The 15,006-nt window shown below is 76.7% G+C and carries 12 protein-coding genes and 1 pseudogene; 8 read left to right on the top strand and 5 right to left on the bottom strand.

Features of this window, described 5'->3' with window-relative positions; all coding sequences use genetic code 11:
• Positions 1–2: 2 nt before the first annotated feature.
• The 5 genes and pseudogenes from secF to EDC03_RS15485 all read left to right on the top strand — a co-directional run bounded on the left by secF (position 3) and on the right by EDC03_RS15485 (position 6,446).
• Positions 3–1,070, top strand: a complete 1,068-nt coding sequence (secF, locus tag EDC03_RS15500) for a protein translocase subunit SecF (RefSeq protein ID WP_123381164.1) — start codon at positions 3–5, stop codon at positions 1,068–1,070.
• Complete coding sequence (locus tag EDC03_RS15495; RefSeq protein ID WP_123381163.1) at positions 1,063–1,617, top strand: adenine phosphoribosyltransferase; 555 nt, start codon at positions 1,063–1,065, stop codon at positions 1,615–1,617. The genes secF and EDC03_RS15495 overlap by 8 nt, the downstream gene beginning before the upstream one ends.
• 177 nt (positions 1,618–1,794) lie before the next feature.
• Positions 1,795–3,429: pseudogene (locus EDC03_RS15490) on the top strand (calcineurin-like phosphoesterase C-terminal domain-containing protein); the annotation flags it as partial.
• 76 nt (positions 3,430–3,505) lie between these two features.
• Positions 3,506–3,925, top strand: a complete 420-nt coding sequence (locus tag EDC03_RS18630) for a calcineurin-like phosphoesterase C-terminal domain-containing protein (RefSeq protein ID WP_479685172.1) — start codon at positions 3,506–3,508, stop codon at positions 3,923–3,925.
• Positions 3,926–4,157: 232 nt separating this feature from the next.
• Positions 4,158–6,446, top strand: a complete 2,289-nt coding sequence (locus EDC03_RS15485; RefSeq protein ID WP_422393835.1) for a RelA/SpoT family protein — start codon at positions 4,158–4,160, stop codon at positions 6,444–6,446.
• On the opposite strand, the gene EDC03_RS15480 is transcribed toward EDC03_RS15485, so the two are convergent.
• From EDC03_RS15480 to EDC03_RS15470, 3 genes are all read right to left on the bottom strand, one after another.
• Positions 6,395–6,988, bottom strand: coding sequence for a hypothetical protein (locus tag EDC03_RS15480; protein ID WP_123381161.1), 594 nt, complete (start codon positions 6,986–6,988; stop codon positions 6,395–6,397). The genes EDC03_RS15485 and EDC03_RS15480 overlap by 52 nt on opposite strands.
• Positions 6,989–7,081: 93 nt before the next feature.
• Positions 7,082–9,067, bottom strand: coding sequence for a DUF349 domain-containing protein (locus EDC03_RS18285; protein ID WP_123381160.1), 1,986 nt, complete (start codon positions 9,065–9,067; stop codon positions 7,082–7,084).
• The gene (locus EDC03_RS15470; protein WP_123381159.1) at positions 9,064–9,888 is read right to left on the bottom strand and encodes a peptidylprolyl isomerase; all 825 of its coding nucleotides are present in this window, start codon (positions 9,886–9,888) and stop codon (positions 9,064–9,066) included. Before EDC03_RS15470 ends, EDC03_RS18285 begins: the two co-directional genes overlap by 4 nt.
• 127 nt (positions 9,889–10,015) lie before the next feature.
• Between EDC03_RS15470 and EDC03_RS15465 the strand changes: the two genes are divergently transcribed.
• From EDC03_RS15465 to EDC03_RS15455, 3 genes are read left to right on the top strand one after another with little or no spacing between them, the layout of a single operon-like run.
• Positions 10,016–10,828, top strand: coding sequence for an MBL fold metallo-hydrolase (locus tag EDC03_RS15465; protein ID WP_123381158.1), 813 nt, complete (start codon positions 10,016–10,018; stop codon positions 10,826–10,828).
• Positions 10,828–12,240, top strand: a complete 1,413-nt coding sequence (gene hisS, locus EDC03_RS15460) for a histidine--tRNA ligase (RefSeq protein ID WP_123381157.1) — start codon at positions 10,828–10,830, stop codon at positions 12,238–12,240. The genes EDC03_RS15465 and hisS overlap by 1 nt, the downstream gene beginning before the upstream one ends.
• A 59-nt stretch (positions 12,241–12,299) precedes the next feature.
• Positions 12,300–13,412 carry an Rv2578c family radical SAM protein gene (locus tag EDC03_RS15455; protein ID WP_123381156.1) on the top strand — a complete coding sequence of 371 codons (1,113 nt, stop codon included), beginning with the start codon at positions 12,300–12,302 and terminating at the stop codon, positions 13,410–13,412.
• A 48-nt stretch (positions 13,413–13,460) separates the two neighbouring features.
• Here the strand turns inward: EDC03_RS15455 and EDC03_RS15450 are convergent, their stop codons facing one another.
• Together EDC03_RS15450 and EDC03_RS15445 are read right to left on the bottom strand one after the other, a co-directional pair.
• Positions 13,461–14,117 carry an alpha-ketoglutarate-dependent dioxygenase AlkB gene (locus tag EDC03_RS15450; protein ID WP_123381155.1) on the bottom strand — a complete coding sequence of 219 codons (657 nt, stop codon included), beginning with the start codon at positions 14,115–14,117 and terminating at the stop codon, positions 13,461–13,463.
• Between the two features lie 213 nt (positions 14,118–14,330).
• A complete protein-coding gene (locus tag EDC03_RS15445) occupies positions 14,331–14,870 on the bottom strand; it encodes a YbhB/YbcL family Raf kinase inhibitor-like protein (protein WP_123381154.1) in 540 nt (179 codons plus the stop codon).
• Between the last annotated feature and the right edge of the window lie 136 nt (positions 14,871–15,006).

Genomic DNA, 15,006 nt, shown 5'->3' with positions numbered 1-15,006 from the left:
CCGTGCGTAGCTTCGCCGCCCTCGGCAACGACCTCTACACGGGGAAGACGTCCTTCGACTTCGTCCGGCGCTGGCGCCGGCTGCTCGCCCTCGGCGTGATCCTCGTCGTGGCCAGCGTCCTCGTCGTCGCGATCAAGGGCCTCAACCCCGGCATCGAGTTCCGCGGCGGCTCCGAGTACCGGATCTCCGGCACCGCGACGACGGAGGAGCAGCCGGCGCGCGACGCCGTCGCCGAGGTCGTCCCCGACGCCGAGCCCCCGGTCGTGACGACCATCGGCGGGAGCAGCGTCCGCGTGCAGACCGAGCGGCTCGACGACGACCAGACCAACGACGTCGGCGACGCCCTCGCGGAGGCCTACGGCGTCGACCGCTCCGACGTCACGTCGTCCTTCGTCGGCCCGACGTGGGGCGCGGACATCACGCGGCAGGCCCTCATCGGCCTCGCGATCTTCCTCGGCATCGTCACGCTCGTCATCACCGTCTACTTCCGCGACGTCGCCATGGCCGGGGCCGCGATGGTGGCGCTCGTGCACGACCTCGCGCTGACGGTGGGCATCTACGCCCTCGTCGGCTTCGAGGTCACGCCGGCGTCGGTCATCGGCTTCCTCACCATCCTCGGCTTCTCCCTCTACGACACCGTCGTCGTCTTCGACAAGGTGAGGGAGCAGACGTCGGGGGTGCTCGAGGGGCGCACGCGGACCTACCTCGAGCAGGTCAACCTCGCCGTCAACCAGACGGTCGTCCGGTCGATCAACACGTCCGTCGTCGCCGTGCTCCCCATCGCGGCGATCCTCTTCATCGGTGCCCTCCTGCTCGGGGCGGGCACGCTCCGCGACGTCTCGCTGGCGCTCTTCGTCGGCACGATCGTCGGCGCCTACTCGTCGCTCTTCGTGGCGCCCGCCTTCCTGGCGTTCCTCAAGGGCCGCGACGGCACGGTGACGGCGCACGACGCCCTCGTGGCCGAGCACCGGGCGGCCGAGGCGGAGGGCCGTGAGCCCGTCGAGCCCGTCGCCGCGAGCAGCGGTGGCTCCACCCGGGTCCCGCGCCCGGGCGCGGACGACCGTGGCTGACGCCGCCCCGGCCCCGGCGGGGCTCCTGGAGGACCGGCTCCTGCCGCTGCTCCGGGCGGTCCCCGACCACCCCGTCCCCGGTGTCACCTTCCGGGACATCACCCCGCTGCTCGGCGACGCCGGCGCCCTGCGCGCGGCGGTCGAGGGCATGGCCGCCGCCCTGCCCGCGGGCACCGAGTACGTCGCCGGTGTCGAGGCGCGCGGCTTCGTCCTCGGGGCGGCGGTCGCCGTGGCCGCCGGTGCGGGCTTCGTGCCGGTCCGCAAGGCGGGCCGCCTGCCGCGCGAGGTCCTCGCCGAGGAGTACGCGCTGGAGTACGGCACCGCGACGGTGGAGCTGCACGCCGACGCGCTCCCCGCCGGCGCCCGGGTCGTCGTCTGCGACGACGTGCTCGCCACGGGCGGCACCGCGGACGCGGCCTGCCGGCTCGTCGAGCGCGCCGGGGGAGAGGTCGCCTCCGTGGCCTTCCTCCTCGAGCTGGCGGCCCTCCCCGGACGGGCCCGCCTCGAGGAGCACGGCCGGGACGTCCGGAGCCTGCTCCGGCTCTGACCGTCCGCCGCCGCCCGCGGCGCCGGTACCGGTCCGCCGTCTGCCCGGCACGTGACCGACACCTCCGGTCCACCCGCTCCTCACCGCCCCTCCTGTGGGCTGGCGCATGCCGCGAAAGGGACGTCTCGGACGTCCCGCCCGCCCGGGCCGTGGCGCCGTCGACCCGAGGAGCCCGCCATGGTCCACGACCTCGTCCGCCGTACCGCCCGGGGAGGGTGGTGGCGCGTGGGCGCCGCGTCCACCCTGGGGGCGGCGCTGCTGGGCTCCGTCCTCGTCCCGCAGGACGGGCCGCAGGACGCCGCGGACGTCGCCGCGGCGCCGACCACGGTCGCGCAGCGGGCCGTCGCGCGGGAGACGTCCCCGGCCGTGCAGCGGGCGGCCGGGTCCACCACCGCCTACGTCGGCGGCGTCGAGGTGGTCCGCGACGTGGGCACCGCTGCCGCGGACGTGCTGCGCGGCACGGTCTTCGACGACGTCGACCGCGACTCGCGGCAGGCGCGCGACGAGGAGGGCGTCGCCGGCGTCACCGTCTCCAACGGGCTCGACGTCGTCGTCACCGACGCCGACGGTCGCTACGAGCTGCCCGTGCGGGACGGCATGACGGCCTTCGTCACCAAGCCGGCCGGCTGGGACGTGCCCGTCGACGCCGACGGCCTGCCGCAGTTCCACTACCACCACCTGCCGGCCGGCTCGCCCCCGCTGCGCTACGGCGGGCTCGAGCCGACCGGCCCGGTCCCCACCGCGGTCAACTTCCCCATCGCGCGGAGCGAGGCCGAGCCGGCCGCGGACGAGGCCTTCCGCTGCGCCGTCCTCGGCGACGTCCAGACCTACTCCGGGGCCGAGGTGGGCCACGCCCGCGACGGCGCGGTGCGGGACCTCGTCGAGCGCGACGACGTCGGCGCCTGCGGCGTCCTCATGCTGGGCGACGTCGCGGGCGACGACCTCGGCCTGTACCCGCGCATCAAGCAGACCATGGGCGTCCTCGACGTCCCGGTCCGCTCGGTCCCCGGCAACCACGACATCGACTTCGACGCGACGGACCCGGACCACGCCTTCGACACCTACAAGCGCGAGATGGGCCCGGAGTACTGGTCCACCGACATCGGGCGGGTGCACGTCGTCGGGCTCAACAACGTGCGCTACCCCTGCACGCCCGAGGAGGACGACGCGGACGGCACGCGTCCGCACTGCGCCGACCCCGAGAACCGGCCGACGTACAACGGCGTCATCGGCGAGGAGCAGCTGGCCTGGCTGGAGGCCGACCTCGCGCAGGTGCCCGAGGACCACCTCGTCGTCGTGGCGACGCACATCCCGCTCGTCTCGGTCGCCGACGCGACGTCGACGCAGCACCAGACGGACGACGTCCTCGACCTATACGCGCTGCTCGAGGGGCGTCCGGCGATGGCCCTGTCCGGCCACACCCACAGCCTCGAGGTGCTCGAGCCGGGCGACTCCTTCGCCGGCTGGCGACGGGCCGTCGGCGTCCGGGAGCTCCCCTTCCCCCACTACGTGGCCGGCGCCGTCAGCGGTGACTGGTACTCCGGCGACCTCGACGCCGACGGCCTGCCGATGGCGCTGCAGCGCGACGGCGTCGTCCCGGGCTACCTCGCGCTCGACCTCGAGGGCACCGAGCACCAGCACACCTTCCTCGGGGTGGGCCGCGACGAGGCCGACCAGATGTCCGTCTCGGTGAGCAGCCCGACGTGGCGACGCTGGTTCCGCACCCTCGACGACTGGCGGCGCAGCGCCGAGGCGGGCGGCCGCACGCCCCCGCCCGTCAACGCGAACGACCTCGGGGACCGACGGCTCGTCGACCGGGACGACCTGCAGGGCGACAGCTGGGTCGTGACCAACCTCTGGGCCGGGTGCCACGAGCTCGCGCGTCACGGTGCAGGTCGGCGACCGCGAGCCGGTCGAGGCCGAGCGGACGCAGCAGGCGCGGGGCGAGAAGGTCCGCGCCGGCGCCGCCTGGGCCGACCCGTGGGCCGCGACGCGGCAGCTGCAGGTGGCGCGCCACGGCTTCGAGAGCACCTCGGGCGACGAGGACGCCCAGGGGTACCAGCTCTACCGCGGCACGCAGTTCGGGCCCGGGCCGGCGCAGCCGGGCCGCAACGTCGCCGACCGGACGTCCCACCTGTGGCGGGCGCCCCTGCCGGCCGACCTGCCGGTGGGCCCGCTCCCCGTCACGGTGCGGGCGACCGACCGCTTCGGGCGCGAGCACACCGCGACGGTCGTGCTCGAGGTGGCCGAGGAGCGCCCGGAGCAGGCCTTCCGCACCGAGGTCTTCGAGGCCGACGCCGCGGGCTGACGCGGGCGTGACGACGCCGGGCCGGGCACCGCGCGTGCCCGGCCCGGCGTGCGCCCCGCGCCGGCCGCCCGGGACGACGTACCCTCGCGGGGAGCGGTCCGTGGGGCGTCCCACCGGCCGGTGCGTGGAGGAGGTGCTCGTGGCCGAGCAGACCCCGGGTGCGGTGGGCACGACCACCGGGCCCGAGCCCGAGCAGGTCCCGGCGCGGGGCGACGACGGCGGTGCGGGCGGCCTGCGAGCACGCCTGGCCCGCCTCGGCTCGCGCCCGTCGACGACCTCGCCGGTGCTCGAGCCGCTGCTGCGCAGCCTCCGTTCCAACCACCCCAAGGCCGACACCGCGATGGTGGAGCGGGCCTACGTCGTGGCCGAGCGCTGCCACCGCGGGCAGCGTCGCAAGAGCGGCGACGCGTACATCACCCACCCCGTCGCCGTGACGACGATCCTCGCCGACCTGGGGATGACCGCCCCCACGCTGGCCGCGGCGCTGCTCCACGACACCGTCGAGGACACCGCCTACTCGCTCGCCCAGCTGCGCTCGGAGTTCGGCGACGAGGTGGCGATGCTCGTCGACGGCGTCACCAAGCTCGACAAGGTCCAGTACGGCGACGCGGCCCAGGCCGAGACGGTGCGCAAGATGGTCGTCGCGATGGCGCGCGACATCCGCGTCCTCGTCATCAAGCTGGCCGACCGGCTCCACAACGCCCGGACGTGGAAGTACGTCTCCGCCGCCTCCGCCGAGAAGAAGGCCCGCGAGACGCTCGAGATCTACGCGCCGCTGGCCCACCGCCTCGGCATGAACACCATCAAGTGGGAGCTCGAGGACCTCTCCTTCGCCACCCTCTACCCCGGGGTGTACGAGGAGATCGTGCGGCTCGTCGCCGCCCAGGCGCCCGCGCGCGAGGAGTACCTCGCCGTCGTCCGCGACCAGGTGGCCGCCGACCTCCGGCAGGCCAAGGTGCGCGCCACCGTCACGGGCCGGCCGAAGCACTACTACTCCGTGTACCAGAAGATGATCGTGCGGGGCCGCGAGTTCGCCGACATCTACGACCTCGTCGGCGTCCGGGTGCTCGTCGACACGGTCCGCGACTGCTACGCCGTCCTGGGCGCGCTGCACGCGCGCTGGACGCCCGTCCCCGGGCGTTTCAAGGACTACATCGCCATGCCGAAGTTCAACATGTACCAGTCGCTCCACACGACGGTCATCGGCCCCAACGGCCGGCCCGTCGAGATCCAGATCCGGACGCACCTCATGCACCGTCGAGCGGAGCTCGGCGTCGCGGCGCACTGGAAGTACAAGGACGCCGGGCGCAGCGGGGGCGACCCGGCCGACACCGGCGCCAAGGGCTCGCTGCCCGGCGGCAGCAGCAACGGCACCGACATGGCGTGGCTGCGGCAGCTCCTCGACTGGCAGAAGGAGACGGCCGACCCGGGGGAGTTCCTCGAGTCGCTGCGCTTCGAGATCAACGCCGCCGAGGTCTACGTCTTCACGCCCAAGGGCGACGCCATCGCGCTGCCCGCCGGCTCGACGCCCGTCGACTTCGCCTACGCCGTCCACACCGACGTCGGGCACCGCACCATGGGAGCGCGGGTCAACGGGCGCCTCGTCCCGCTGGAGTCCGAGCTCGACAACGGCGACGTCGTCGAGGTCTTCACCTCGCGCGTCGAGGGCGCCGGGCCCAGCCGCGACTGGATGACCTTCGTCCGCAGCCCGCGGGCGCGCAGCAAGATCAAGCAGTGGTTCTCCAAGGAGCGCCGCGAGGAGGCCATCGAGCAGGGCAAGGACGCCATCGCCAAGGCGATGCGCAAGCAGCACCTGCCCATCCAGCGCCTCATGTCGCACGACTCCCTCGTCGCGGTCGCCCGTGACCTCCACCACCCCGACGTCTCGGCGCTCTACGCGGCCGTCGGGGACGGGCACGTCTCGGCCGCCTCGGTGGTGCAGAAGCTCGTCGCCGCCCTCGGCGGCGAGGGCGGCGCCGAGGAGGACCTCGCCGAGGCGGTCGTGCCGCTGACCCGGACGGCCCCGCGCCGGCGCTCCGGCGACCCGGGCGTCGTCGTCAAGGGCGTCGACGACGTGTGGGTGAAGGTGGCCCGCTGCTGCACCCCGGTCCCGCGCGACCCGGTCATCGGCTTCGTCACCCGCGGGCACGGCGTCTCCGTGCACCGGCGCGACTGCGGCAACGTCGCCGGGCTCATGAACGAGCCGGAGCGCGTCGTCGAGGTGGAGTGGTCGGTCGGCACCGACAGCGTCTTCCTCGTCCAGATCCAGGTGGAGGCCCTCGACCGCGCCCGGCTCCTCTCGGACATCACGCGGGTCCTGTCGGACAACCACGTCAACATCCTCTCGGCGTCGGTGACGACGTCGCGCGACCGCGTGGCCCTGTCGAAGTTCACCTTCGAGATGGGCGACCCCAGCCACCTCGACCACGTGCTGGGCGCGGTGCGCCGGGTCGACGGGGTCTTCGACGTCTACCGGGCGGGCGGCCGCGCCGAGCAGCCCACGGGCTCCGCCGAGGGCTGACGGGGGAGCGGAGGCAGTGCGCCCTCCGCGGCCAGCCAGGCGCGGAGGTCGGCGCAGACGCGTCCCGCGCCGGCGGCGCGCAGGTCGTCGGCGGTCCGCCGGCGTCCGGTGAGCGCCAGCGGCGGGCCGTCCGCCGTGCCCACGAGGACGGCGCCGGCCACCGGGTCCGCCACGCGCTGGAGCCGCACGTGCGGCCCGACGTCCCGCGCGCCCGTGCCGCGGGGCACGAGGACGTCGACGCGGCGCGGCGCCCGTGCGCAGCCGTGCACCCACGCCGCCGCGGCCCCGGCCACGACGGCCGACCGGCCGGCCGTCGTCGTCCCGACCCCGGCGGTGCGCAGGAGCGCGGCCACGGCGGCCGCCCGGGCGGTGCGGCAGCGGACGAGGTCGGCCGGCAGCCACACGCCGGGCAGGGCGGGGACGAGCAGCCCCTCGGCCACGAGGGCCGCCAGCTCGCCGCGGGTCGCGTGCGTCGCCGTCCACACCCGCCTGAGCGGGTCCGTCCCGACGTCGGGCGGCGGCGGGGCGGTGGTCGTCGTCACGCCCCCAGGGTGGCGTGCCCCGGGACGCCGCGGGGCCGTCGTCCCCACCCCTCGACGGCGACGACGGCCCCGGGGCCGTGCGGTGGTCGGGCGTCAGCCGCCGAAGTCGGCGGCGGCGCGCTGGACCTGCTCGAGCCAGGCGCGACGGGCCTCGAGGGCCTCCTCCGCCCGGCGGACGGCGCGCTGGTCGCCGCCCGCGCGGGCCTGCTCCAGCTCGCCCTCGAGCGCCGTGATGGACGACTGCAGCTGGCCGAGCGCGCTGTCCGTGCGGGCGCGCCCCTCCGGGTTGGTGCGGCGCCACCGCTCGGAGTCGGCGTCGCGGATGGCCTGCTCGACGTCGCGCAGCCGCTTCTCCACCCGGCCGAGGTCGGCCCGCGGGACGCGCCCGGCGGCCTCCCACCGGTCCTGGATGTCGCGCAGCGACGCCGTCGCGGCCCGCGGGTCCTTGACGGGCAGCAGGGCCTCGGCCTCGACGAGGAGGGCCTCCTTGACGACGAGGTTCTCCCGCTCGGCGCCGTCCTGCTCGGCGTCCTTCTCGTCGCGCGCGGCGAAGAAGACGTCCTGGGCCGCCCGGAAGCGGGTCCAGAGGGCGTCGTCGTCCTTGCGCGCCGCCCGCGGGGCCGCCTTCCAGCGGTCCATGAGCTGGCGGTACGCCGTCGACGTCGGGCCCCACTCGCGGGAGGAGGACAGCGCCTCGGCCTCGGCGATGAGCCCCTCCTTGACGGCCTTGGCCTCGCCGTGACGGCTGTCGAGCTCGGCGAAGTGGTGCCGGCGGTGGCGCTCGAAGCGGTTGCGCGCGTGCTTGAGGCGCCGCCAGAGCTCGTCCTCCTCGCCCTTGGGCAGGCGGGCGGTGCCGGCGGCGCGCTGCTGCTCGCGCCACTCCTCGAAGATGGCGCGCAGCCGCTCGCCCGACGACTTCCACTGCACGCCCGCGGGGTCGGCCTCGCCCAGCGCCTCGGCCTCCTCGACCAGCGCGACGCGGCGGGCGCGCACCTCGGTGCGCGCCTCCTCGCGGGCGATGTTCGCCTCCCGCTCGCGCTGCGTGACGCGCTGCCCCAGCTCCTCGACGCGGGCGCCGAGCGCCGCGAGGTCGCCGACGGCGGTCGCGTCCGTGACGGCACGCCCGACCTTGGCGAGGGCGGAGCGGAGCTCGCCGACGGGCGCGTCCGGGACGGCGAGGCGCTGCTCGACGAGGTCGGCCTGCGCGACGAGGTCGGCGAAGCGGCGGCCGAAGTAGGCGAGCGCCTGGTCGGCCGGCACGTCGGGGTAGGAGCCGACGACCCGCTCGCCGTCCGGCGTCGTCACGTGGACGACGCCGTCGGCGTCGACCCGGCCCCAGCGGGCGGTGTCCTCGGGGGCGTGCTCCGCCGTGACGGCGGGCGCGCCCTGCTCCTCGTCCCGCCGGCGGCCGGGGCGCGCCGCGCCCGGCCGGCCGGGCCCGCGCGGGCCCGGCGCCGGACGGCCGGGACCGGTGCTCGCGGGCGTGGGGCGGGGGGCGCCACGGCCGGGCGTGGGCCGCGGCCCGGGCGCCGGGCGGGGAGCGGTGCCCGGGGTCGCGGCGGTGGCGCCCTCGGTGGCGCCCTCGGTGGCGCCCTCGGTGGCGCCCTCGGTGGCGCCCTCGGTGGCGCCCTCGGTGGCGCCCTCGGTGGTCCCGTCGGCGGTCCCGTCGGCGGTCGGTGCGGCGTCCGTCCCGGCGGGTGCGTCCGCGACCCCGTCGGCCGGTGCCGCGTCCGCCGTCGCGGCCTCGTCGGTCGGGCCGGCCGACGGCGCGGTGACGCCCTCGGTGGGCGCCGCGGAGGCGTCCTCGGTGGGGGCCGCGGGCGTGTCGTGCCCCGCCGCGGCCTCGGCCGCCTCGGGGCTCCCCGTGCCGCCGTCCGCCGCCGCGGCGGCGTCGACCTCCGCCGGCGTGGTGGCGGGCTCCGTCGGCGCGGCCGCGGCGTCGTCGCCGGGCGTCGCGTCGGGCGTGGCGTCGGCCGTCGTCGTCACGGGCTCCTCCTCCGTCGTCCCGGGCCCGGTGGGCTCGGTGGGCTCGGTGGCCGTGGTGGCCTCGTCCTCGGGGCGGCCTGCGGGCTCGCTCACTGGGTCGTCACTCCCTCGATGCTGATGGGACGCGCGGGAGCGGTCCCGTCGGCGGCGTTGCCGCCCTCGGCGATGGTCTGCACGATGTCGAGCCCTTCCGTCACGCGGCCGAAGACGGTGTAGCCGCCGGCCTCGTCGCTCGGGATGGGCGAGTCCTCGTAGACGAGGAAGAACTGGCTGCCGTTGCTGTCCCCGTCGCCGCCCACGCGGGCCATGGCGAGGGTGCCGGCGGGGTAGAGGTCGTCCGCCGGCGCGTTCTCGACGGGCCCGAAGGTGTAGCCGGGACCGCCCGTGCCGGTCGCCGTCGGGTCGCCGCACTGGAGGACGTAGATGCCGGACGTGACGAGGCGGTGGCACGCGGTGCCGTCGAAGTAGCCCTCGCCGGCGAGGAAGTCGAAGCTCGCGACCGCCTGGGGCGCCTCGGCCGGGTACAGCTCCACGGTGATGTCGCCGCACGACGTGGCGATGACGGCCGACGTCGCGTCGCTCGACCCGGGCTCGGGGGCGGCGTCGAAGGACGGCGGGTCCGTCACGGCGTCCTGCTCCGGCACCGGGCACGGGTTGTCCGCGGGCACGGCAGAGGGGCTCGAGGAGGGGAGCGCGGACGCGGACGGCGTGGGGGACGCCGCCTGCTCGTCGTCGTCGCCGCCCGTGACGGTCACCGCCACGAGGACGACGAGCGCCACGGCGAGGACACCGCCGCCCACCGCCAGCAGCAGGCGCTTCCGGCGCTGCCGGGCGGCCTCCTGCTCCTGACGGCGCCGCAGCTCGGCGGCACGCCGCCGCCGCTCCTCGTCGCGCTCGCGCTTGCCGGTCGCCACCGCTCGACCTCCCGGGTGCTCCTTCGCTGCCCGCGGTGACCGACCCGCGCCTGGGGCGTCGGGGGCGGCGCCCGCGGCGGACCGTCGCGGAGTCTATGCGGCACACGGCTGTCAGTAGGCTCGCCCGGTGCTCCTCCGGACCGACCCCGCCGCCGTGCTCGGCACCAACACCACGGTCCTCGCCGCCGGGACGCCGTCCGGCGGGCCCGGTGCGCCGTCCGGGGACCCCGCCCCGTGCGTCGTCGTGGACCCCGGCCTCGGCGTCCTCGACCGTCTGCGCCCCCTGCTGGCGGACCTGCGGCTGCGTCCCGTCGCCGTCCTCGTCACCCACGGGCACCTCGACCACGTGGGCGAGGCCGCCGAGCTCGCGCGCGAGCACGGGTGCGAGGTCGTCCTCCACGCCGACGACGCGTACCGGCTCGAGGACCCGGTCGGCGGTCTCGGGCCGCAGCTGCGGGCCGCGCTGCTCGCCTCGGTCGGCCCGGTCGCCTGGACCCCGCCGGAGCGGGTCCGGCGGCTCGCCGACGGCGACGAGGTGGTCGCGGGCGACCTGCGCCTGCGCGCCGTCCACGCCCCGGGCCACACCGAGGGCTCGACCCTCTACGTCGTCGACGACGTCCCCGACGCCGCCTCCGTGGCGGCCGGGGGGCTCCCCGACGGGACGGGGCGGCTCCCGGCGGGCCTGACGACGACGGTGCTGGCCGGCGACGTCCTCTTCGCCGGCTCCGTCGGCCGGACCGACCTGCCCGGTGGCGACGGCGCCCTCATGGCTCGCACGCTGCGCGACGTCGTCCTGGCCCTGCCCGACGACGCGCTCGTCGTCCCCGGCCACGGCCCCGCGACGACGGTGGCGCACGAGCGCCGCACCAACCCCTACCTCCTGCAGGCCGCCGCCCGGCCCGCCCGCACCACCGACGACGACGACACGGAGCCCCGCTGATGGCCGCCCGCACGCCCCGCCCCCTGTCCGGCTACCCCGAGCTGCTGCCGGGCGAGCAGGTCGTCGAGGACCACCTCCTCCAGGTGCTCCGCGACGTCGCGGCGCGGCACGGCTTCGCCCACGTCGAGACCCGCGCCGTCGAGCCGCTCTCGGTGCTGCTGCGCAAGGGCGAGATCGACAAGGAGGTCTACGCCGTCCGGCGCCTCGCGGAGATGACGGCCGGCACGGCGACGGGGGAGGGCGCCGAGGGGGCGCTGGCCGACGACGTCCTCGCGCTCCACTACGACCTCACCGTGCCCTTCGCCCGGTACGTCCTCGAGAACGCCGGGAAGCTGCTCTTCCCCTTCCGCCGGTACCAGGTGCAGAAGGTGTGGCGCGGGGAGCGCCCCCAGGAGGGGCGCTTCCGCGAGTTCCGCCAGGCCGACGTCGACGTCGTCGACGCGGGGGCGCTGGCGCCGCACCACGAGGTGGAGGTGCCCCTCGTCCTCGCCGACGTCCTCGCGGGCCTGCCGCTGCCGCCGCTCGTCCTGCAGGTCAACAACCGGCGGCTCGTCGAGGGCTTCTACCGGGGCCTCGGCGTGGAGGACACGGCCGCGGTCATGCGCGAGGTCGACAAGCTCGACAAGGTCGGGCCGGAGCGGGTCCGGGCGTCGCTCGTGGGCGCCGTCGGCCTGGGGGAGCGGGAGGCCGACGCGGCCCTGCGCCTGGCGGCCCTCACGGCCGACCGGCAGGCCGGCACCGGCTTTGTCGCGGCGGTCCGCGGGCTGGGCGTCCGCGACGACCTGCTCGAGCAGGGGCTCGACGAGCTCGCCGCCGTCGTCACGGGGGTGACCGACCAGGCGCGCGCCGGCGGCGTCGGCGAGGACCGCTTCCGCGTCGTCGCGGACCTGTCGATCACCCGGGGGCTCGACTACTACACGGGCACGGTCTACGAGTCCCGCATGACCGGCTTCGAGCACCTCGGCTCGGTGTCCTCCGGCGGCCGCTACGACGCCCTGGCCGACGACGGCCGGACGACGTACCCGGGCGTCGGGATCTCCCTGGGCGTCACGCGCCTCCTCGTGCCGCTGCTCCAGCGCGGGCTGCTGCGGGCGTCCCGCCCGACGCCCACCGCCGTCCTCGTCGCCGTGGCGGACGAGGAGCACCGGCCGGCGTCGGCCGCGGTCGCGGCGGCGCTGCGCGCCCGGGGCGTGGCCACGGAGATCGCGCCGACGGCGGCCCGCTTCGGCAAGCAGATCAAGCACGCGGACCGGCGCTCGGTGCCCTTCGTGTGGTTCGTCCAGGAGGACGGCACGCACGAGGTCAAGGACATCCGCTCCGGCGAGCAGGTGGCGGCCGACCCGGCGACGTGGGCACCGCCGGCCGAGGACCTGCGGCCCTCGGTGCGGTGGGAGGGCGACGCGCCCGCCTGATCCCGACCGACCGGGCCACGGGGTTGACAGGCGCCGTCGAACAGGCGTTCGATACCCTCGTGCGGTGGAGCGGCCAGACGACGGCGGCCGACGACGGCGCCCTGCCCGGTCTCGGCCCGGCGGGCGCCCTCGCCGCGTCGATCCCCGGCCTGCAGCGGACGGTCCGGCCGCCGGCCTTCGCCGGCATGACGTTCCACGAGGTGCGGGCGCGGAGCGTCCTCAACGCCGTGCCGGCGGACTCCTCGATGCCGTTCCGGTGGACGGTCAACCCGTACCGCGGCTGCAGCCACGCCTGCGTGTACTGCTTCGCCCGCGGCACCCACGCGTGGCTCGACCTCGACACGGGCGAGGGCTTCGACCGCGAGGTCGTCGTCAAGACCGACGTGGCGCAGGTGCTGCGCCGCGAGCTCGCGCGGCCCTCGTGGGCGCGGGAGCACGTCGCGCTCGGCACCGGGACCGACCCGTACCAGCGGGCGGAGGGGCGCTACGCGCTCATGCCCGGCGTCGTCGCCGCGCTCGCCGGCTCCGGGACGCCCTTCTCGGTGCTCACCAAGGGCACGATGCTCGTGCGCGACCTGCCGCAGCTGGCGGCGGCGTCCCGCGAGGTCCCGGTCGGCGTCGGCGTCTCGCTGGCGGTGTGGGACGAGCGCCTGCACGCGGCGCTGGAGCCGGGCACCCCCTCGCCGCACGCCCGGCTCGAGCTCGTCCGCCGGGTGCGGGCGGCCGGGCTGCCGTGCGGCGTCTTCGTGGCGCCCGTCCTCCCCTGGCTGACCGACGGCGAGGAGCACCTCGACGAGGCCGTCGGCCGGGTCGCCGCGGCCGGGGCGACGGGCGTCACCGTCGTGCCGCTGCACCTGCGGCCGGGGGCGCGGGAGTGGTTCCTGGCCTGGCTGGCGCGCGAGCACCCGGCGCTGGTGGCTCGCTACCGCGACCTCTACGGGCGCGGCGCGTACGTCCCGGCCGCCTACCGGGCGTGGCTCCACGAGCGGCTCGCGCCGGTGCTCGAGCGCCACGGGCTCGCGGGCCGCGGCGGGGCGCTGCGCCGGCCGGACGAGGTCGTCGACGACGGCGGTGGCGCGTCCTTCCCCACGGGCAGCATGCCGACGTCACGGGCGCCGCGGCCGGCGTCCGTCCCGGCGGCGGCGGGGGACCAGCTGGCGCTGGGGCTCTGACGTCCGGGGCCCCGACGTCCGGGGCTCCGAGGTCGGGACCGGTCGCGCTCAGCGGACGCCGCGCTGCCGCAGCTGGACGCTGACGCGCGGGCCGACGGGCTGCGTCGTCTTCGGCACCGCGTGCTCCCACGTCCGCTGGCAGGAGCCGCCCATGACGAGCAGGTCGCCGTGGCCCACCGGCACCCGCAGCACGGTCGGGCCGCCGCCCGCCGGGCGCAGCAGGAGGGGACGCGGGGCGCCGAAGGAGACGATGGCGACGACCGTGTCCTCGCGCCGGCTGCGGCCGGTGCGGTCCCCGTGCCAGGCGACGCCGTCGCGCCCGTCCCGGTAGAGGCACAGGCCTGCCGTCCGCAGCGGCCCGGCCGCCGCCAGGTCGTCGGCGTAGTGCGCCGAGAGGGCGTCGCGGGCGGCCGCCAGGCAGGCGTGCGGGAGGACCTCCTCCTCGCCGTAGAAGCGGAGGAGGCGCGGCACGTCGACCTCGCGCTCGTACATCTGCCGGCGCTCGGCCCGCCAGGGCACCTCGGCGAGGAGGGTGGCGAGGATGCCGTCGGACCCACGCAGCCAGCCACGACGGACGTCGACCCAGGCGCCCTGCGCGAGCACGTGCCGCTCGAGCCCGTCGGCGACCGCGCCGAGCGACCAGGCGGGAGCGTCGTCGGCGTCGTCACCGAGGTCGAGCAGCGAGGGCTGCGTCGTCAGCACCATGGACGAAGGTTACTCCGTCCGTCGAACACCTGTCCGAAAGCGTTCCGAGTTCACCGCAACTCGGCCGACGTCGGAGAGCACCTCCGTCCACGACTTCGCTGCCGACGTCGGCCGTCGGGCGCCCCTTCCCACGACTTCGGCAGCGAAGTCGGCCGGGGAGGGCCGCGTCCGACGACGTCGGCAGCGAAGTCGGAAGGGGGGCGGGTCAGGCGGTCAGGCGGGGCGGTCGTACGTCGCGACGAGCGTCGCGCGGGCGAGCGTGTGCGGGAAGAGGTTGAAGCCCAGCTGCGCCGGCGGGGCGTCGGCGTCGAGGCCGAGGCTCTCGACGTCGACGGCGTGGACGACGACCCAGTAGTGGTGGGTCCGGTGGCCGGGCGGCGGGGCGGCCCCGACGAAGCCCGCGAAGCCCCCGTCGTTGCGGAGCTGGACGGCGCCGTCGGGCAGCCCGCCCGTCGCGGCACCGCGGGGGAGCGACGTCGTCGTGGCGGGCAGGTCGGCCACGGCCCAGTGCCAGAAGCCGGACGCCGTCGGCGCGTCCGGGTCGTAGACGGTGACGGCGAAGCTCTTCGTGCCCTCGGGGGCGCCCTCCCAGGACAGCTGCGGCGACACGTCCTCGCCGCCCTCGACGCCGAAGGCGCCGCTGGCGTGCCGGTCGTGCAGGCGCTCGCCCTCCGCGACGTCCTCGCTCGTGACGGTGAAGGACGGCACCTGCGGCAGGTGCTCGTAGGGGTCGATGACTCCGCGGTCGCTCACGGCCGCTCCTCTCGCTCGGTGGCCGGGTCGGGCCCGGCCTGCCGCGCCATCGTCGGAGCCGGGCGCCCCGCCCGCGACCGGGGCGGTCGCCGTCGGGGCCGGGCGGCGGCGCGCCCGTAGGATCGCCGGGCCGTCC

It is taken from the genome of Pseudokineococcus lusitanus (assembly GCF_003751265.1).
Classification (GTDB): domain Bacteria; phylum Actinomycetota; class Actinomycetes; order Actinomycetales; family Quadrisphaeraceae; genus Pseudokineococcus; species Pseudokineococcus lusitanus.
Note: the sequence above shows the minus strand (reverse complement) of the source record. Positions and strands in the feature narration are given on the sequence as shown.